This window comes from Oceanicaulis sp. LC35 (genome assembly GCF_052055585.1).
Taxonomy (GTDB): Bacteria; Pseudomonadota; Alphaproteobacteria; order Caulobacterales; family Maricaulaceae; genus Oceanicaulis.
This window is the reverse complement of the sequence record NZ_CP170485.1, coordinates 224,076-243,698: the sequence shown is the minus strand read 5'-3', so window position 1 is coordinate 243,698 and position 19,623 is coordinate 224,076. Positions and strand designations below refer to the sequence as shown.

Genomic DNA, 19,623 nt, shown 5'->3' with positions numbered 1-19,623 from the left:
GGCTTTCACCCCGCCTTGACCGTCATTGCTGCTGACGCATCAAAATTGCCCGCAATCAGGGCGTCATAGGCCTTGAGCGCGCCGTCGCCGCCGTCAAATTCCTCTTCGGTGAAGAGTTTCTGGCCCGCTTCGACGAAGCCCATCCAGGCTGCGCCATAACGGCGACCGAATTCCTCGCCGCCCCAGGCTTTCATCCGGTCGCGCACATGATCAGGCGCAAAGAAGAAGACCGGCTTGGGTCCCGGCATGGCGCCAGGCGGGGCGGAGTTTTCCCAATGGGCGCCGCCCACACGGATATTGCCGATGAGATTATCGGCCAGCGTCTCATGGATCGCGGTGTTCACCTTGGAATCACCAGCGAAATCCACGACCAGTCGACGCGGTTCGGGTTTGAAACCGGTGATCTCGTCATAGGTGCTGATGACATCATAATAGCCCGTGGCCTTCACGAACCCGGTGTTGCGTTCGGATGTGAGCGCCTCGATCTTCACCCCTTCAGGCGGATTGGCGTGCAGCAGATGCGCCAGCGCCAGCGCGGTCTTGGACGAGGCGCTGGTGAGCGTGACTTGCCCCGCGCCCATAAAATCATGATCGCGGAGATGCAGATCGATCAGGAAGGACGTGATGAACAGCGGCTGCAGCACCATCTGGGCGGCTTCGCGCTCGGGCGCATAGCCCGGATCGGACTTGCAGCGCACATAGCGGTTATAGGCGCCCGCCAGCTCGGCGCGATGGGGCGAGACTTCCAAGAAGGAGCCCGGCTTGACCGCGTCCACGCTGAGCACGACCTCATCGGCGGCCGGCCAATAGCCATAAACCCGCTCGCCCACCTCAAGACCGGCCGCCCTGGTCTCGACCACGTCCGCAAAACCCCAGACCGGAAGCCGGCCCGAGCCATCCTCAGCCGGGTAGAAATCCCAATAGCGCATGGCCGCGCCAAAGGCGGCGTAAGTGATGTTGTTCGCCGTCAGCGCAAAGCGCCGGATCGCAAACCGCGCCTGCCCGTCAGCGAGCGGCTGCGGCTCGGCCTTCACCAGCTTTGCGTCGGAAATATCGGCTTTGTTGATGGACAGCGCCCAACCCATGACGGCCTCCCTCTGATCGGCGCCTCTCAGTCAGCGCTCGCTTAGTTAAGCCCTAATGTTCCAGCTTTTGACCGGCCCTGTCACCCCGTCTTGCTCTTGCCCGCTGAGAATATCCGGGCAAGGCTGCCCGGACCAAAGACGGGGGAGAGCATGAAACCACTGGCGATCCTTGCAGCATTGATCTGCGTCATAGGACTGATGCTGGCCGCGCTCTGGCCAGCGCTCACCCGCAATCCGGACGATCTGGGCCTTCGCGCCCTCGCCGAGCGATCAGGCCAGACCTACGTCTATGGCTACCCGCTCGTGCTCACCGATGTGACCCGGCAGGCGCTTCTGGCGCGCAGCGAAGCGCCGGCGGTCAATACGCTGTATCATCGGCGCGAGCGTCCGGCCCCCGAAGACCGGCTGGTGGTGCGGCCCAATCTGGACACGCTTTACACCCTCGCCTTTCTCGACCTCTCCGAGGGCCCCGTCGTCCTCAGCCTGCCGGATTTCGGCGAACGCGACTGGATGTTTCAGGTGCTCGACGCCTGGACCGTCGTGGCGGGCGCTCCCAGCCAGCGCGTTGACGGGTCTGGCCCGCTGGAGGTGCGGATTGCAGGTCCGGACACCCCTGTGGATGACGCAGGCTCCGACAGTCGAACGATGCGGGTTCCAACCCGGACAGCGTGGCTGATCGGACGCATCGCCCTCGCGCCGGATGAACCGCTGGCTCCTATCCATGCCCTGCAGGATGGCGTCCGCCTGTCAGGCGGACGAGCGATCGCGCCCCAGGAATCGATCCCGGACCTGCCGCCGCATCATGTGGCGGAGATGAGCGCGGAGACCTTCTTCACGCGCATGGCGGCGATTTTGGAAGCCACATCTTCGGACCCCGAAGCCCGCGACACGCTTCGACCTCTGGGATATGGCGCGGAGGACGCCGAGACCGGACCGCTGGCGCAATGGGCCATCAACAAGGGTGTGGAGATCGCAAGACAGCGACTTCAGGACGGGCTGCGCAACCGCCCCTACGGCCCCACCAACTGGCGCACCCTGCGCGAAGGCATTGGCGTTTATGGCGAGGACTACGCCTTGCGCGCGGGTGTCGCGGTGATCGGGCTGGGCGCCAACAGGGCCGAGGACGCCATCTATCCCAATACCGATATCGACAGTGAGGGCGCGCCCCTGAACGGCGACAACCGCTATGAGATTCGGTTCGAGCCTGACCAGCTTCCACCCGTGGACGCATTCTGGTCCGTCACCGTTTATGACGCCGAAGGCTATCTGATTATGGATGCGCCGGACGAACGCCGCATGATCCATGGCCAGTCCGATCTGGCCTATGACCCTGATGGCGGATTGACACTGACATTCAGCGCGCACCCGCCAGAAGGCGACACAAGAAACTGGCTGCCCATTCCCCAGGGCGAGCCCTTCGCGATCACAGCACGGCTCTATTCGCCCCAGTCCTCAGCCCTGTCCGGCGCGTGGGAGATGCCGCCTGTGAGGCGCTTGGACTAGCGCCTACTCCGCCGCCTCTGTCAGCGGGGCGTTCTGGTTGAAGACCTGATCGCCCGCTGTGCCGAAGCGCACATGACCGTCCTCAAGCTTGCCATAGCGGATAGCGAACATGTCCTGCAGATAGTTCTGATAGGTCCGCCAGGGCGGCGTCGCCCCCTGTCGCGGCAGGGTCGGCAGGGCGCGCTGGACATAGCCTGAGGAGAAGTCGAGCAGCGGCAGGGTTTCAAGATCAGCCGGCGGGGTCGGCACGACATAATCAAGATTGCGCGTCTTCATGTGATTGATCAGACGGCAGACCCGCTCGGCGGTCAGATCCACCTTCAGCGTCCAGGAGGCATTGGTGTAGCCGAAGGCCAGCGCCAGATTGGGCACGTCCGACAACATCATGCCGCGATAGGTGACATGGTCGGGCGCGACGAAAGGCTGGCCATCCACGCTGATATCCATGCCGCCGCCCACCTGCATTTCAAGCCCGGTGGCGGGGATGATGAGATCAGCCTCCAGCGTCTCACCCGATTTCAGAAGGATGCCGTTTTCGGTAAAGCGCTCGATCTGGTCGGTGACGATCGAGGCCTCACCCGATTTCAGAACGTCGAAGAAATCGCCCTCCGGCGCCAGGCAGAAGCGTTGGTCCCAGGGCCGGTAGCTGGGCGAGAAATGCTTCTCGACGTCAAAGTCCTCGCCCAGGTGGTCCTGTATGGCCTTGAGCACGCCCTTCTTCACAAAGTCTGGCCAGCGGCGTGACATCTGGAAGATCAGGATCGCCTGCAGCACATTCTTGATCCGCGTCAGGCCATAGGCGCTCTTGGCGGGCAGGACCTTGCGCAGGAAATCCGCTGTCTTGTCCACGGACGGCCGCGCCGCGATATAAGTGGGCGAGCGCTGCAGCATGGTGACATGGCTCGCCTTGTCCGACATGGCGGGCACCAGCGTCACCGCCGTCGCGCCCGAGCCGATCACCACCACCCGCTTGCCGGAATAGTCATAGCCTTCAGGCCAGAGCTGGGGATGGATCACATCGCCCTTGAAGTCCGCCATGCCGGGAAAATCGGGCATGTAGCCACGGTCATAGCGATAATAGCCCGAACACAGGAACACGAACTTCGCGGTATAGCGTTTGATGGCGCCGCTCTCGCCCACCGCAGCTTCAATGGTCCAGCGGGCGTCCTCGGTGCTCCAGTGTGCGCCCACCACCTTGTGCTGATAGCGGATGTTCTGCGCGATCCCCGCCTCCTCGGCGGTATCGTTGACATAGTCACGGATGGACGGGCCGTCGGCGAACACCTTGCCATCCGTCCAGGGCCGGAACGCATAGCCAAACGTGTACATGTCGCTGTCCGAGCGGATGCCGGGATAGCGGAACAGATCCCACGTCCCCCCAAGGCTCTCGCGCGATTCAAGGATCAGATAGGACTGGTCCGGGCAGCGGTGCTGCAAGTGCCAGGCGGCGCCGACGCCGGACAGGCCGGCCCCGACGATCAGCACATCAAGATCCGCCTCGACAGGCGTTGAAACGTTTGCAGACATGTCTTCCTCCCCGGCGGCTTCGCCGCTCGTTCTGGGAACAAGTGAACACTGTTCACTTCAAGGCTGCAAGCGGAAACCCGCAAGGCCTAACACGCAAGCGCGCCTGCAACCTCATCCGCCAGCCCCGGTGACCAGTCCACAAGCGCCGCGCCAATCGCGCAGGTCTGCTCGGGCGTCAGGGACTCATCGCTTGCAAGGTCAGACAGCAAGGCCTCGATGGTGTCCCGGCCTTCCATCAACTCCGCCCCGCCCGCATCAAAGCGCATCAGCACGGGCTGCGCGCTGGCGGACGGCCAGTCCGGCCCGCCTGCGGCCCCAGGATCACCCGTATGGGCGAACGCCGCCCAGTACGCGCCCATGGATTGGGCCAGCGCTTCGCGTCCCTCCTCATTGCGACCGTGAAACAGGAAGGGATCAATCTTCCCGAAAAAGTCGAAATTATTGAAGACGAACGGGATCTCCATGGCATGGGCCGCGCCGAAGATATCAGCGAAGTCGGTTGTCAAAAGGCTGCCCGCCTCATCCCAGTCAAACCGGTAGGCCCAGACCGTGTCCTGCCCCGCCTCACTCATCCATCCCACGGGCTGATCCACCGACTGGATGCGCCAGAGCCGTGACTGGTACCGGCTCAGCCGGTCATAGAACCCCGGATCACGCGGTGAGATCAGAACGCTGAACCGCCGCGTCGTAAGCGCCGGATCAAAGGCGTTGAAAAGCTTCATCTCGTCCCGGTTCGTGCCCGTGATCACAGGAACCGCCTGGTACTCACCGCTCTGAAAGGCGCCGGCGAGACCGCTCGACGGCAGGGTGACCCCGTCTGCAATGACACGCGGCAGGCTGCCTCGCGAGGCGCCCAGATCATACGCGCCAAACACCTGATCAAGGCTCACGGCGCGCAGGGCGTCGGCATTGACCCCGCCCTCCACCATGCGCCCGGCGGCCGGGATGGCGCTCTGCTCGCCGCCGCTTTGCGCCTCCTCCAGAGGCACGCTGTCAAACAGGCCCGACTGGATGATAGCGCGGTGAAACAGGCCCTCAGACAGCGGCGAGGCCATCAGCGCCGCCACATTCTGACCGCCCGCGCTTTCCCCGAAGATCGTGACGCTGGACGCATCTCCGCCGAACTGGGCGATCTCGCGCTCGATCCAGTTCAACGCCGCTACATGGTCGAGCAAGGCGAAGTTGGCGCCGACGCTGTCATCAAGGGTGGGATGCGCGAAAAAGCCCAGAGGGCCCAGACGATACTGGATCACCACCACGACCACATTGCGGTCCTGCGCCAGCTGGGCGCCGTCATAATGGCTGGCATAGCCCCAGGTGTTCGAGCCGCCATGGATCCACATCATCACCGGGCGATCGGGCGTATCCGGACCTGCGCCCGCCGGGGCGTAGACATCTAGCTTGAGGCAATCCTCGGAGCCATAAAGCTCTCCCACCGGGCGGCCCGTTGCTTCACTGCTGAGCGTGTTGATGATCTGCGGACACGGCGCGGAATGCTCCAGCGCTTCAAACCGGCCCTCCCAGGACGTAACGGCTTGCGGCGCGCGCCAGCGGTTTTCTCCAGCGGTGGAGGCGGCATAGGACAGGCCCAGCCAGGATTGAGCACCCGCCTCGTTCTCGAACCCGATGACAGCCCCGCCTGTGAGCTGGCGCAGCGTCGCCTCGCTGGTCTCTGGCGGCAACTCAGAAGGCGAGCACGCGCCCAGAACAGCCAGCAATCCCAACAGGCTCAAACGCGATACGATTTTGACGTTCATGGAGGCTCTCCCCTTCCCCGTTCGGGAGAGCTTGTCGATTGTGCAAGCGCACAACAAGGAAAACCGCAAAGAAAAAGGGGCGCGCCCGCGTCCGGACACGCCCCTTGTGGGACAGGCGTCGGCCCTCTCTACCAGGCGCCCGTCCAGGTCAGGTCAATGCGCACGCTGCGTCCGGCTTCGGACACGCCTGCAAAGACGCGCTCATAATCTTCGTCAAACACGTTATCGACGCCGAGATTGATGCGCAGAGGCTGGTCCGCCATCGGGGTCCAGCCGGCATACAGATCGAGCACCGCATAGCCGTCGCGCACTTCGGCAGCGCTCGCGGCCTTGTCGAAATCAGAGGCGAAGGCCACGCGGCCGCCCAGGGTCAGGCGTTGGGGCTCAAAGGTGTAGCGCGCATTCACAAAGCCCATGACCGGCTGCAGCGCGCCCAGCGGATCACCCGTCGCCTTGTCCTCGCCATCCACTTCAAACACGGACCCGGACAGCTCGAACGCGCCGACCGAATAGGCCGCTGCAATCTCGAACCCTTCAAGCTCGGCTTCAGACAGGTTTTCGGAATAGGTCGTCCCCGCCGAACACGGCATGAAGGGCGGCGCAAAACAGGTCGGGTTGAACGCGAAGTCCACATTCAGATTGATCAGGTCTTCCGCTTCGGTCTGGAACCAGGCGCCCTTGATCTCCAGCCGGTCATTGGCGGTGAACAGCCCCTGATGGCTGAAGGCGGCGCCGATCTCAATCGTCTCGGTCTCTTCAGGCTTCAGGTTCGGATTGGCGATGAAGCTGTTGGTGATGAAGACCGGGGCGCCGAGGATCGGGTGCGGCAGCGAGAAGTGCGTGTCGCTGAGATAGAGCTCGTTCAGCGACGGGGCGCGGAAGGCTTCCGACCAGCTACCGAACACCCGCACACTGTCATTGGGCGCCCAGGTCGCCGCGATGCGGGGTGAGACGGCTTCGTCGGTGTTGTCATCGGCGGCGCTGGATTCGCTTTCAAACTGATCAAAGCGCACGCCCGGCAGCACGATCAGCTTGCCTGCAGCGCCAAGGTCCAGCGTGCTTTCAAGCTGGGCCCAGACGCCGGTGAAACGGGTGGAGCCGGACGGCACGCCGCCGCGCACCCCATCGGTGGTGGCGGAATCAAAGCCTTCCTGCTCGTCTTCATACCATTCCGCGCCGGCAACCAGCGCCATGTCGAGCCCGCCCAGTGCAAACTCGGCGCGGTTCTCAGCCCGAATGCCAGTCGTGGTCAGATCCCGCTCCACAAGGCGGTTGATGCTCGCATCCACCTCATCCACAGCGCCGATATTGTGATAGACGGTGGTTTCAAGATTGATCAGCGGGCTGGGCGCATCAAAACGCAAGGTCGCGCGCAGGCTGTCTGACGCCACATCCTTGTTCATCAGCGGGTTGAGACTATCCACGCCCGCAACACCCTGGCCGTTATTGGGCTCAACGCTGTCATTGCGGAAGCTCAGCCAGCCCAGCTCCAGCTCGACGCCCTCGGCCATATCCCATTCGCCCCCCAGAAGCGTAGAGACGATGTCGTCACTGGCGGAGAGATCATCACCGGAGCCCAACGCGATATCGCCAGACTGGCGCGCACTGACCGCGGCGACACCCCGGAAGGCGCCCCAGTCGCCAACCAGCGCCACAGCGCCGCGGGTTTCCTCATTGACCGAGCGATAGCCCGCCGAAGCGCGCACGCCATACCGCTGACCGTCTTGCAGAATGTCGTCCGCTTCCAGCGTTTCAAAGGCGACGACGCCACCAGCCGCCCCTGAGCCATAGAGCGATGAGGCCGAGCCGCGCACGCTTTCCACACGGCCCAGCAGAGACGGGTCCAGGAACAGCACGCCGTCATGGGCGCTGTTAAAGTTCTGCCGCGCGCCATCAATTAGCAGGGTGACATTCTCTCGCCCCAGACCACGCAGGCTGAGGGTCTGCCCGGTGCGACGCGGCCCGCCAGAGACTTCCAGCGCCGGAATGTCTTCCAGAAGCTCGATCAGGTCAGAGGGGCGGTTCTGATCCAACGCCTCCAGCGAGATGACGCTGGTCAGGCCCGGATAATCAAAATTGGTCAGCTGGGTGCGCGTGGCGGTGACCACGATCACATCGCTGGCTTCCTCGTCCAGCGCGACCTCCGTTTCCGCCATGGCGGGCGCCGCCAGTGCCAGCGCGGAAACGCCAGCCGTCAGCACCATGCGTGCGTTCAGTCTCTCAGTCTTGGTCATCATATCCTCGCCCCAGATTGCGAATAGTTCTCAATTGAGACCTGAATGGCGCAGGAGCTTTGCGATTGCAAGTAAGAATCTTTCGCACTATGCAGTCGATATGTTCTTCAAGCGGTGCGATCGGTCGTCCGGGCGCGCCGATGTCCGTGACGCTGCTCAGACAGGAAAGTGCCAATGACCAAACTTCGCTTCATGACGCTCGCCACCGCCAGCCTCGCCGCCATATCGCTGGGCGCCTGCGCCAGCACAGGCGGGCAACAGGGCGTGGCGATGGCGGACGGCTCGCAAATCCCCAACCCGCACGCCGCCGCCGAGTTCGCCGCCCAGGTCGAAACTGACCGCCAGGCGATCCTCGCAATGGCTGGCGAATACGAAGTCACGTTTGACTTCAACGAGTTCCTGCCAATCAGCGCGGACTATGAGCTGGCCGACCCCAAAGTCACCCCGGCCCGCGAAGTGGTCTATGTCATCGCAGACGAACCGGGCTTCATCTCGCTTCAGCATCTGCTGCTAGTCGGAGATCGTGATAACCCGTTCGTGGTCAAGCACTGGCGCCAGGATTGGGCCTATGAGCCGGACCGTCTGATGGCCTATCGCGGTTTTGGCGAATGGGAGATGCAGGAGGTGTCCGCAGAGCAGTCTCTCGGCGCCTGGTCGCAGACCGTCTATCAAGTCGATGACAGCCCGCGTTATGCCGGCCTCGCCCGCTGGGAGCATGCCGCCGGCGTATCCACCTGGGAGCCGGCCCGCAGCTGGCGCCCCCTGCCGCGCCGCGACGCCACCACGCGCGATGATTACGATGTGATCGACGCCGTGAACCGGCACTCGATCCTGGAATGGGGCTGGACCCATGAACAGGACAATTCAAAGCTCGTCCTGCGCGATGGCGAGGAACGCGAGCTGGTGCGCGAACACGGCATCAACACCTATCGGCGCACCGAGCTTGAAGGCGTACACGCCGCCGAAAGCTATTGGGCCGGCACGGAAGGATACTGGGCGGATGTCCGCGAGGTCTGGGACGAGATCCTGGAAACCGCAGACCGCTTCACCGCCGAGGATGATCCGGAAGGCTCCATGCTCTACATGCCGGTTCTGAATGAAGGCCAGGCCGTTCTGGATGGCGAGCAGGATAGCGCGACCGCCTTCTCCAACGCCGCTGAGGTGATGGAAGCGCAGATCACGGTGGATGGCGAACCGCTTGAGGTGGAGTAGCTCCGGCGCACATGGCCCCCCATCAAAAAAGCCCCGGCGTTTCCGCCGGGGCTTTGTCTTGTTCAAAAGACCGTGCTTAAGCCTGATCGAGCTTGGGCACGTTCACGAGTTTGACGCGGCCCGACTTCTTGTCACGCACCACGATCACCCGCTTCATGTCCACGCCTTCGATGGATTTGCCCATCTCGGCAAGGCGCGCCAGAGACGCGTCACGCACGGTCTGGTCATCCGCATCGGGAGCCAGCTTGATGGTGTCGCGACGTTTGCCGCCTTCCTGGATCACCACATCGATCTCCTCGATCGCAGCGTCCAGATCGGCTTCGTTCGCGGTCGGCCATTGCGCATCAAACACGGACGGGGTGTGACCAGCCTTCTCCCACAGCTCTTCGGCCATGAAGGGCGCAAACGGCGCAAGCACGGTGATGAACTGATCGAGCACCGACCTGGAAACCGGCTGGCCTTCCACCGCATTGAGGAACTTCATCAGCTCGGCGATGCCGGTATTGAGGCGCAGATTGTCGAGATCCTCGGTGACTGCAAGCACGAGCTTGGTCAGCGCCAGGCTCACCGGCTTACTCTCTTCGGCGGCCGGACTGGCGAGGCCTTCGGTGGCGAAACGCCAGACGCGGCGGAGGAATTTGAGTGCGCTGGCGACCTTCTCGGTCTCCCATTCGCGCATCGCCTCGACCGGGCCCATGAACATCATATGGACGCGGAAGGCATCGGCGCCGAAGCGCTCGACCACATCGTCCGGGGTGACAACGTTGTGGAGCGATTTCGACATCTTCGCGCCGACGCGTTCAACCACATCGCCGGAGGGTTCATGCACGAACGTGCCGTCTTCGCGCTCAACCACCTCGTCAACCGGCAGGATGATACCGCGGTCATTCTTGAAGGCGTGGCTGGTCAGGAGGCCCTGGTTCACCAGCTTCTGGAACGGCTCTTTGGTGGAGACCAGACCCAGATCAAACAGGATCTTGTGCCAGAAGCGCGCATAGAGAAGGTGCAGCGTGGCATGCTCGGCGCCGCCCACATAGAGGTCGACCATGCCCCAGGCTTTTTCGAGCTCGGGATCGACCATGGCGGCGGTGTTGCGCGGGTCCTTGAAGCGCAGATAATACCAGCACGACCCCGCCCATTGCGGCATGGTGTTGGTGTCGCGACGGCCCTTCATCCCGGTGACGGGATCGGTGACCTCGACCCAGTCCTCGGCGCGCGCCAGCGGGGATTCCCCGTGGCCGGTCGGCTTGTAGGTATCGATATGCGGCAAGGTCAGCGGCAGCTGGTCCTCAGGCACGGTGGTGCGGGTGCCGTCCTCCCAATGGATGATCGGGATCGGCTCACCCCAATAGCGCTGACGGGCGAAGATCCAGTCGCGCAGATTATAGCTGATGACGCGCTTGCCGACGCCCTGGGCTTCCAGATGGTCCGCCACCGCTTCACGCGCCTCGCGCCAGCGCACGCCCGCCTGATAGAGTTCGCTTTGGTCCGGGGCGGCCAGCATGACGCCGTCTTCGGTCCAGCATTTCTGGCCCGCCAGCACGGCCTCGCGCTCCGGCGCATCCGCGCCCGGGTCAATCACCGGCACGATGTCGAGGCCGTACTTGCTGGCGAAGGCGAAGTCGCGTTCATCATGGGCCGGAACGCCCATCACCGCGCCCGTGCCATAGTCCGGCAGCACATAGTCGGCGACGAAGATCGGCACGGCGCGGCCCGTCACCGGGTTGATGGCGAAGCTGCCCGTCGGCGCGCCAGTCTTTTCGGCGTCCTTGGTGCGATCAAGATCAGACTTGCGCGCGGCCTCGTCACGATAAGCCTCAACCGCCGCTTTCTGCTCCGGCGCGGTCAGCGCATCCAGCAGCTCATGCTCGGGCGCGACGGCGAGGAAGGTCACCCCGCCCAGCGTGTCCACGCGGGTGGTGAAGGTTTCGACCTCAAGATCAGAGCCTTGCACCTTGAAGCGCAATTGCACGCCTTCGGAGCGGCCAATCCAGTTGCGTTGGGAGTCCTTGATGCCCTCAGGCCAGTCGAGACCGTCGAGATCGGCGATGAGGCGCTCGGCATAGGCGGTGATGCGCATCTTCACCTGCTTGAGCGGGACGCGGATCACCTCATAGCCCTGCTCGGACTTGCCGTCGAAGACCTCTTCATTGGCCAGAATGGTCCCCAGCTCGGCGCACCAGTTCACCGGCGCGGTCTCGTAGTACACAAGCCGACGCTCGTCCTGATAGTCCTGAACCGCCAGCTTGCCCTCGGCCTCGACCTCGGCCGGGATCGGCAGCTCGTCCATGGGACGGGCCTTCTGGGCGTCATGATCGTACCAGGCGTTATAGAGCCGGGAGAAGATGAACTGGGTCCAGTGATAATAGTCCGGGCTGGAGGTCTGGATCTCGCGATCCCAGTCATAGCCGAGACCCAGAAGGTCCATCTGGCGCTTGTAGTTGGCGATATTGGCTTCAGTGGAGACCTGCGGGTGCACCCCGGTCTTCATGGCATAGCGTTCCGCCGGCAAGCCGAAGCTGTCCCAGCCCATCGGGTGCAGCACCTTGTAGCCCGCCATGCGCTTGTAGCGCGCGACAATGTCCGTGGACAGATAACCAACCGGGTGACCCACATGCAGACCGGCCCCCGACGGGTAAGGGAACATGTCGAGCACGTAGAAGGTCTTGTCGCCGGGCTTGGGGTCCGGCGTCTTCATGGTGTGGTTCTGCTGCCAGTAGGCGCGCCATTTCTTCTCAAGCGCGTTGAACTCGTATGCGGTCTGTTCGGTCATCGAATATCGTCCTAGCCGGCTTTCGCCACGGAGATGCGCACGGCATCGCCCTGAATTTCAGTCTCGCTGACAAAGCCCTCACCCGCTTCAGCCGCAAGGCTGACAGCGAGGGTTTCGTCCTTGATGAAGTCGCCATGGGCGTCGAGCGCCGCATTTACCGCCTCGCCGCCAGCAATGCCGAGCGCAATGCGGTCCGACACTTCCAGCCCGGCCTCTTTACGGGCGGTCTGGATGGCGCGGACGAGGTCGCGGGCGAGGCCTTCGCATTCCTGATCGGCGTCCACGGAGGTGTCGAGCACGATGGCGCCGGTGCCCGCAAAGGGTTCGGCGTCCGAGCCCTCATCGGTGACGACGCGCATGGTGAACTCTTCGGCGGCGAGGGTTTCACCCGCCACAGTCGCCGTGCCGTCCTCATTGAGCGTGAACTCGCCCGAACGAGACGCCGCCATGACGTCTTTCATGGCCTTGCCCAGCCGCTTGCCGATACGCGGATCGGGCTTGAGCTCGACCTTGCCATAGGCGTCAAGATCGGTGGAGGTCGCCACATTGCGCACATTCACCTCATCGCGGATCAGGTCCGCGAAGGGCTCCAGCGCTGCAGAGTCCGCATGCACGATGGTCAGGGTCTTGAGCGGCAGGCGCACGCGCAGTCGCGCGCGCTCGCGCACCGCAAGCGCCGCCGAGCAGGCGTCGCGCACCAGGTCCATCGCGTGAACGAGATCGTGGTCCTGCGGGAATTCATCCGCCTTGGGCCACTCGGTGAGATGCACCGAACGGTCGCCGGTCAGCGCCTTGTAGACCTTCTCGGTCGTGATCGGCAGCAGCGGGGCGAGGATGCGGCTCACCTTCACCAGCACCGTGTAGAGCGTATCGAACGCCGCGTTCTTGGCCGCCTCGTCTTCGGAGCCCCAGAAACGGGCGCGGGAACGGCGGATATACCAGTTGGTCAGCGCGTCGAAATAGGCCGTCGCCTCCTTGCAGGCGCGCGGCACGTCATAGCCTTCAAGCGCCGCGTTGACGGCATTGGCCAGCTCGCCGGTCTTGGTCAGGATATAGCGGTCCAGCGGATCGGTCGCAGACGTGATGATCTGCGGCTGGCGCGCTTCAAGATTGGCGTAGAGCGAGAAGAAGGAATAGGCGTTCAAAAGCGGCGCAATGGCTTCACGCTGCACGCTCGCAATCTCGCGACCTTCCTTGGGCACCAGCAGATCGCCCCCGGTGAGCACCGGAGAGGAGATCAGGAACCAGCGCATCACGTCCGAGCCGTACTGGTCAAAGAACTCCATCGGATCAGGATAGTTGCGCAGGCGCTTGGACAGCTTCTGGCGGTTCTCGTCGAGCACCACGCCGTGACAGATCGCGTTCTTGAAGGGCGGCCGGTCGAACAGCATCGTCGACAGCACCATCAGCGTGTAGAACCAGCCGCGCGTCTGGGCGACATATTCCACAATGAAGTCCGCCGGGAAGTTCGCTTCGAACCAGTCCTTGTTCTCGAACGGGTAATGGACCTGGGAATAGGGCATGGAGCCGGAATCAAACCACACGTCGAACACGTCCTCGACGCGGCGCATGGTGGACTTGCCGGTGGGATCATCCGGGTTCGGGCGGGTCAGCTCGTCGATATAGGGACGGTGCAAATCGGTGACCTTGACGCCGAACTCCGCCTCCAGCTCCTCGATGGAGCCATAGACATCCATGCGCGGATAGTTCGGATCATCAGACACCCAGACCGGGATCGGCGTGCCCCAGAAGCGCGAGCGGGAGATGTTCCAGTCCTGCGCACCGGCCAGCCAGTTGCCGAAAATGCCGTCCTTGACGTGGGCCGGGGACCAGTTGATGTCCTGGTTCAGCTCGACCATCCGCTCGCGGAAGTCCGACACCTTCAGATACCAGCTGTCCACCGCCTTGTAGATCAGCGGCTCGTCGGTCCGCCAGCAGTGCGGATAATTGTGGTCATAGGTGTCGTGGCGGAAGAGTTTGCCCTCTTCCTTCATGCGCTGGATGATCGGCTTGTTGGCGTCAAACACCAGCATGCCTTCATAGTCCGGCACTTGCGCGGTGTAGCGGCCCGCCTGATCCACCGGCACAACGACGGCGATGCCCGCCTTGCGGCAGGCATTGAGGTCGTCCTCGCCAAAGCCCGGCGCCATGTGCACGATGCCGGTGCCGTCTTCATCGACGACGAAGTCTTCCAGAAGGATTTGGTGGGCGTTTTCCCAGCCGACGAAATAGTCGAACGGCGGGTGGTATTTCAGGCCCGCGAGATCAGCGCCCTTGACCGTGCCGACCTGCTCGGCGCCCTCAAGCTGCTTCTTGTATTTCTCAAGCCCGTTCACTGACAGGATGAAGCGCTCATCGCCCTTCTTCATGATGGCGTAGGTAATGTCCGCGCCCGCGGCGGCGGCAAGGTTGGACGGTAGCGTCCAGGGCGTCGTGGTCCAGATCAGGATTTTCGCGCCCGACAGCTCGCCCTGGCCCTCTTTCAGCTCAAAGCCGATCGTGACGGCGGGGTCAGTCCGGTTGCGGTAGGAGTTATCGAGACGGGTCTCGAAGTTCGACAGCGGGGATTCCACAGCCCAGGAATAGGGCACGACGCGGTAATCCTTGTAGACAAGGCCCTTGTCCCAAAGCTGTTTGAACGCCCACAGCGCGCTTTCCATGAAACCGATATCGAGCGTCTTGTAGTCGTTCTCGAAATCAACCCAGCGCGCCGAGCGGGTGACATAGTCTTCCCACTCGCCGGCATATTTCATCACGCCCGCGCGCGCGGCGGCGTTGAACTTGTCGATGCCCATTTCCAGAACGGCCTTGCGCCCGGAAATGCCCAGATCCTTCTCGGCGGACAGTTCAGCCGGCAGGCCGTGCGTATCCCAGCCAAAGCGGCGCTCGACGCGCTTGCCCTTCATGGTCTGGAAGCGCGGGATCACGTCCTTGGCGAAGCCGGTCAGAAGGTGCCCGTAGTGCGGCAGGCCGTTGGCGAAGGGCGGGCCATCATAGAAGACGAACTGATCGTCTTCAGGGCGCTCGTCGATCGAGGCCTGGAAGGTGCCATCCGCCTTCCAGAACTGGAGAATCTCGGCATCGATCTTGGGCAGCTCCGACGGTCCGGGGACAGCTGGAAAACGGCGCTCGTTCGCGCCTTCAGCCTTCTGGGCGTCGCTCTTGGTCGCGTCGGCCATATCGATCCTCGTCTCACATGTTTCTGACGGCTTCCCCACGCCTGAAACTGGCGCGTCTTGCGACAATGCCACTGACTGAGGAAACCCTGCACCAGACAAGTGCAGTCAACATGCGGCGGTACCCCTTGCGCGGCCAAGGGTCAAGGCGCAGGCACGCTAAAGCGCGGCGAGCGCCTGTTCGAGGTCAGCCCAGAGATCATCCGCCGCCTCAAGACCGACCGACAGACGCACCAGACCGTCACTGACGCCCGCCTCTTGGCGAGCGTCAGGCGTCATGGCGGCGTGGGTCATGGTGGCGGGAATGGCGCACAGGCTCTCCACCCCGCCCAGCGACTGGGCGAGGATGAACAGCTCAAGCGCAAGGACGAACTGGCGCGCCGCCTCGGCGCCGCCGGTCAATTCAAGGCTCATCAGCGGACCGAAGCCGTCCTGCTGGCTCTTGGCGATGGCGTGGCCGGGATGATCCTCAAGGCCGGGATAATCCACCCGGACCACTTTGGGATGGGCCTTGAGACGTTGGGCGATTTCAAGCGCGCTCTCTGACTGCGCCTTCGCCCGGACCGGCAGGGTTCTGAGACCGCGCATGGCGAGAAAGGCGTCAAACGCCCCGCCCACGGCGCCCGCTGCATTCGCCCACCAGCCCAGCTGCTCCACATGATCAGGGTCCGCCGCGCAGACGACGCCGCCCACCATGTCCGAATGGCCATTGATGATCTTGGTGAGCGAGCTGACGACGATGTCCGCGCCCAGCGCAATCGGGCGCTGGAGCGCGGGCGACAGCACGGTGTTGTCCACGACCGAAATCGCACCCGCCGCCTTCGCCTTCGCGCAGGCCGCCCTGAGATCGGTCAGGCGCAGGCGTGGATTGGATGGCGTTTCGAAGAAGACCAGATCAGCCCCGTTCCAGAGCGCTTCATCGAGCGCAGCCGCATCCGTGCAATCTGTATAGCTCAGCTTGAAGCCACGCTGCTGGCTGCGCGCATCCATCAGACGCCGCGTCCCGCCATAACAATCATGAGCGCAGATGATCCGCGCGCCGTTGGGCAGAAGATTGAGCACCAGATCAATCGCCGCCATACCCGAACTGGCCACCACCGCGCCGGAGGCCCCTTCCAGCGCTGCAAGGGCGGCGGCCAGTTCAGCCCGACCGGGTTGGCCAGTGCGGGCATAGTCAAACGCGCCCGGCTGGGCCGGATCGGCCCGCCGATAGGCGCTCGAAATCTGGATGGGCGCCACCACTGCGCCATGACCGGGGTCGCAATTGATCCCGGCGCGGACTGCACGCGTACGAAACTCAGTCATGACGGCCCTCCAGGAAGGCGTTCACGAGCGCAGTCTCTTTAAGGAAAGCGTCATGACCGTACTGGCTGTCATGAACGACAAGCCGGGTCTCACACCCGGTCAATGCCGCACGCGTGGCTTCAACCTGGTCAAGCGGCACCAGACTGTCAGAGCTGAACGCCAGAAGGTTCACCGGACAGGTGATGGCCGACAGGTCCGGCGCCGCCGCGTCCATGGACGCGAGCCGGGACAGAAACCGTTCCGGCGTCACCGTGCGGGCGTAATCCGCGCCGCGCGCGCAGAGATAGGCCTCGACCCCGCCCGGTTCGCCATCCGGGCCAAAGCGCCGGGCGAATTCTTCAGGTGTGCGATAGGTCGTCATGGCGAGACGGCGGGCGATGTCGACGCCGCGCGCGCCCTGCCCGGCCTCGATGGCGAGCTTGAGAATTTCACGCTGGATGGATCGCAGGGCCTGCGTCATGGGATGCACGCCCGCACTGGCGCACAGAAGATCAAGCCGGCTGACGCGATCGGGCGCCATGGCCGCAAGGCTGAGCCCGACCGATCCGCCATAGCTGGCGCCGACCAGTGCAAACTGCTCGATGCCCGCCGTATCGGCCAGCATCAGGACGGCTGCGGCCTGATCATCCACGGTCGGAAACGGCTCGGCGGCGTCATCGAGAAAATCCATGGACACGAGACGCCGACGGGTCGGGTCCAGCGCTCCGCCCGCTTCAGCCACGCCCGGCCACCAGCCCGGACCCTCTTCATCCTCGACAAGACGCCGGTCCGCCGAGATGCCGCCCAGTACAATGGTGACGGCCCCGTCATCGGGGCCGACCACACGTCCGCGCACATCCGACCAGCCCCCGCCATGGGGGCGCTCAAAGCCGCAGGAGTATTCCTGAACGCGCCATTGGGCGGTTCGACATCGATCCGGGGTGGAAGAGGCTAGGGCAGACATCAGCGCTTGGCCTTCAGAAGCCGGTTGAGATCGCCGATCAGGCTGCCTGCGGTCGGCAGACGCCCCGCGCCCTTGCCCGCCACGATCACTTCTGCGCCACGCTCGGGCAGCAGCACGACCACATTGCCTTCCGCCCGCGCCCGCGACAGCGGATCGGTGAGCGGCAAGGCTTCCAGACGCACTTCAGCGCGCACGCCCGACACCGAGCGGGACAGGCAGCCCACCTGACGGATGCGACGGCCATCCAGACGCGCGGCGTCCAGCACATGGGCGGGCAGATCGCGGATCGAGGCGGTGGGGATGGAGGCCGGATCAAGATCAACGCCCCAAGCTTCCCGCGCAATCAGCGCCAGCTTGTTCGCCGCGTCCAGACCATCCAGGTCCGCGCTGGGATCAGCTTCGGCAAAGCCCGCATCCTGCGCTTCGGCCACAGAGGCATCCAGACCTCGGCCAGACGCCAGACGATCGAGCACAAAATTGGAGGTGCCGTTCAGAACGCCGCGCACCCGGCCCACCTTGACGCCGCTATCGCGCAGGCGCGCCACGGTTTCCAGCACCGGCGCGCCGCCGCCCACAGCAGACGAGCAAGCGAAGGTGCGGCCTGCGTCCTGAGTCTCTTTGACAAGGTCGGGACGACGGGCGGCCACATCCTTGTTGGCGGTGACCACATGACATCCTTCACGCACGGCGCGCTCGACCAGCGCTTCGGCCGCCGCGCCGCCGGGCAGGGCTTCGATCACCAGCTCGGGCTTGAGCGCGAAGACTGCGTCCGGATCGGTGAAGACCGGAAAACCGGACACGCCTTCGGGGCGCGGGGTGCGGGTCAGGATGCCGACAAGCTCAATCCCGTCCGGCAGACGCTCGATCACGCCGCCGCCCACCACGCCGCAACCCAGCATGATCGCGCGCATGGGGCGGATCGGCGAGGCGGCAGGGGAAAAGGCGGGGCGATCCAGCAGGGCCGGATAGGTCATGATGCTCTCCATCGGTTCTATAGGGCGCCGAAGTGAGCACTCCGGGCGGAACAATGAAGAGAGCGGTGCGTCGAGAATGCCTGAGGCGACGGGGGGATGTCAGGACCAAACATACTCGACGCTTCGCTTTAGCCGCATTTATTCCGCGCCCGCAAGCTGAAGCTCAAATCGGCGCGTAGAGAGATATAAGGATATCTTTATATGTGGTCAAGCGCTTTCTCACATGGCGTGCAGGCCATGGTCCAGCACGGTCCAGATCGCCAGTGCGATCAGCGTTCCGCCCGCCAGAAGACGCAGCCAGAGCGAGCGGGCGAGGCTTTGCAGGGCGCCCGCGCCCAGCCCCACCGCCATCAGGGCCGGCACGGTCCCCAGCCCGAAGCCCAGCATGACAAGACCGCCCTGCACCGGTGAGCCGGTGAGCCCGGCATAGAAGGTCATCAGATAGATCATCGCGCAGGGCATCAGCCCCCAGACGAGCCCCAGCCCGATGGGCCCGAACCGATGCAGATGGTGCAGCCGTTTCGTGATCGGCGCGGCCAGTCGCGCGCCCAGCCGCCCCACCTCGCCGCCAAAGATCGGGATCTCCATCACCGAGAAGCCCGCGGCCACCAGCACCAGCGCCGAAAGATAGCGCGCCACATCCTGAAAGGCGGCGGGCGGTCTGGAATCCTGCAAACCCCAGCCGATCGCCCCGGCGATCACCCCCAAAAGCAGATAGAGCGAAATCCGCGCGAGCTGCGCCATCAACAGGCGCGACCCGCGCAAACCAACGCCCGCCTGCTTGCCGCCTGCGCCCAGCGCAATGACCGCGGCGATGCCCCCGCACATGGCCAGGCAATGCGCGCTCGTGGACAGGCCCGCAATCAGGCCTGCGAGGAAATCAATCTCCACTCGGCCGCCCAGAAGCGGGCCCACATCCATTCCCGGGTGTGTCAACGTGTCGCCTTCCACATTTTTTGTAAGGAAATTTCCCCGAAGCCCTATGAAATTCCAAGGAAAACAAGGCAAGATCAACGGCACTGACCATACTGCGCGCTCGCTGGAAATCGCGCTGAGGCATATTGCCATACTTTCATGTTGGCTCATTCCCAGCGAAGACACGCATGGACATTGCCTTCATTAGGGAGGGGCGAA

Annotated in this window: 12 protein-coding genes; 2 read left to right on the top strand and 10 right to left on the bottom strand. The window is 63.8% G+C overall.

What is annotated here, in order from left to right:
* Positions 1–5: 5 nt before the first annotated feature.
* Positions 6–1,085 carry a DUF2855 family protein gene (locus tag ACFELO_RS01105; protein ID WP_440958737.1) on the bottom strand — a complete coding sequence of 360 codons (1,080 nt, stop codon included), beginning with the start codon at positions 1,083–1,085 and terminating at the stop codon, positions 6–8.
* Between the two features lie 150 nt (positions 1,086–1,235).
* On the opposite strand from ACFELO_RS01105, the gene ACFELO_RS01100 reads away from it, so the two are divergent.
* Positions 1,236–2,588, top strand: a complete 1,353-nt coding sequence (locus ACFELO_RS01100) for a DUF1254 domain-containing protein (RefSeq protein ID WP_440958736.1) — start codon at positions 1,236–1,238, stop codon at positions 2,586–2,588.
* Between the two features lie 3 nt (positions 2,589–2,591).
* Here the strand turns inward: ACFELO_RS01100 and ACFELO_RS01095 are convergent, their stop codons facing one another.
* From ACFELO_RS01095 to ACFELO_RS01085, 3 genes are all read right to left on the bottom strand, one after another.
* Positions 2,592–4,115, bottom strand: a complete 1,524-nt coding sequence (locus ACFELO_RS01095; RefSeq protein WP_440958735.1) for a flavin-containing monooxygenase — start codon at positions 4,113–4,115, stop codon at positions 2,592–2,594.
* Between the two features lie 86 nt (positions 4,116–4,201).
* On the bottom strand, positions 4,202–5,872 hold the full coding sequence (locus tag ACFELO_RS01090) for a carboxylesterase/lipase family protein (RefSeq protein WP_440958734.1): 1,671 nt from the start codon (positions 5,870–5,872) through the stop codon (positions 4,202–4,204).
* A 128-nt stretch (positions 5,873–6,000) separates the two neighbouring features.
* A complete protein-coding gene (locus tag ACFELO_RS01085; RefSeq protein ID WP_440958733.1) occupies positions 6,001–8,109 on the bottom strand; it encodes a TonB-dependent receptor domain-containing protein in 2,109 nt (702 codons plus the stop codon).
* A 171-nt stretch (positions 8,110–8,280) separates the two neighbouring features.
* On the opposite strand from ACFELO_RS01085, the gene ACFELO_RS01080 reads away from it, so the two are divergent.
* Positions 8,281–9,318: a DUF6607 family protein gene (locus ACFELO_RS01080; RefSeq protein WP_440958732.1), complete on the top strand. Its 1,038-nt coding sequence runs from the start codon at positions 8,281–8,283 to the stop codon at positions 9,316–9,318.
* 76 nt (positions 9,319–9,394) lie between these two features.
* On the opposite strand, the gene leuS is transcribed toward ACFELO_RS01080, so the two are convergent.
* The 6 genes from leuS to ACFELO_RS01050 form a co-directional block, all read right to left on the bottom strand.
* Entirely contained in the window at positions 9,395–12,091 is a 2,697-nt protein-coding gene (gene leuS / locus ACFELO_RS01075) for a leucine--tRNA ligase (RefSeq protein WP_440958731.1), read from the bottom strand.
* Positions 12,092–12,102: 11 nt separating this feature from the next.
* Positions 12,103–15,270, bottom strand: coding sequence for an isoleucine--tRNA ligase (gene ileS, locus ACFELO_RS01070; RefSeq protein ID WP_440958730.1), 3,168 nt, complete (start codon positions 15,268–15,270; stop codon positions 12,103–12,105).
* 156 nt (positions 15,271–15,426) lie between these two features.
* Positions 15,427–16,572, bottom strand: a complete 1,146-nt coding sequence (locus ACFELO_RS01065; RefSeq protein ID WP_440958729.1) for a trans-sulfuration enzyme family protein — start codon at positions 16,570–16,572, stop codon at positions 15,427–15,429.
* Positions 16,565–17,515, bottom strand: a complete 951-nt coding sequence (locus tag ACFELO_RS01060) for an alpha/beta fold hydrolase (protein WP_440958728.1) — start codon at positions 17,513–17,515, stop codon at positions 16,565–16,567. Before ACFELO_RS01060 ends, ACFELO_RS01065 begins: the two co-directional genes overlap by 8 nt.
* A complete protein-coding gene (locus ACFELO_RS01055; protein WP_440958727.1) occupies positions 17,515–18,489 on the bottom strand; it encodes a homoserine dehydrogenase in 975 nt (324 codons plus the stop codon). Before ACFELO_RS01055 ends, ACFELO_RS01060 begins: the two co-directional genes overlap by 1 nt.
* 219 nt (positions 18,490–18,708) lie before the next feature.
* Positions 18,709–19,425: a sulfite exporter TauE/SafE family protein gene (locus tag ACFELO_RS01050; RefSeq protein WP_440958726.1), complete on the bottom strand. Its 717-nt coding sequence runs from the start codon at positions 19,423–19,425 to the stop codon at positions 18,709–18,711.
* Positions 19,426–19,623 lie beyond the last annotated feature (198 nt).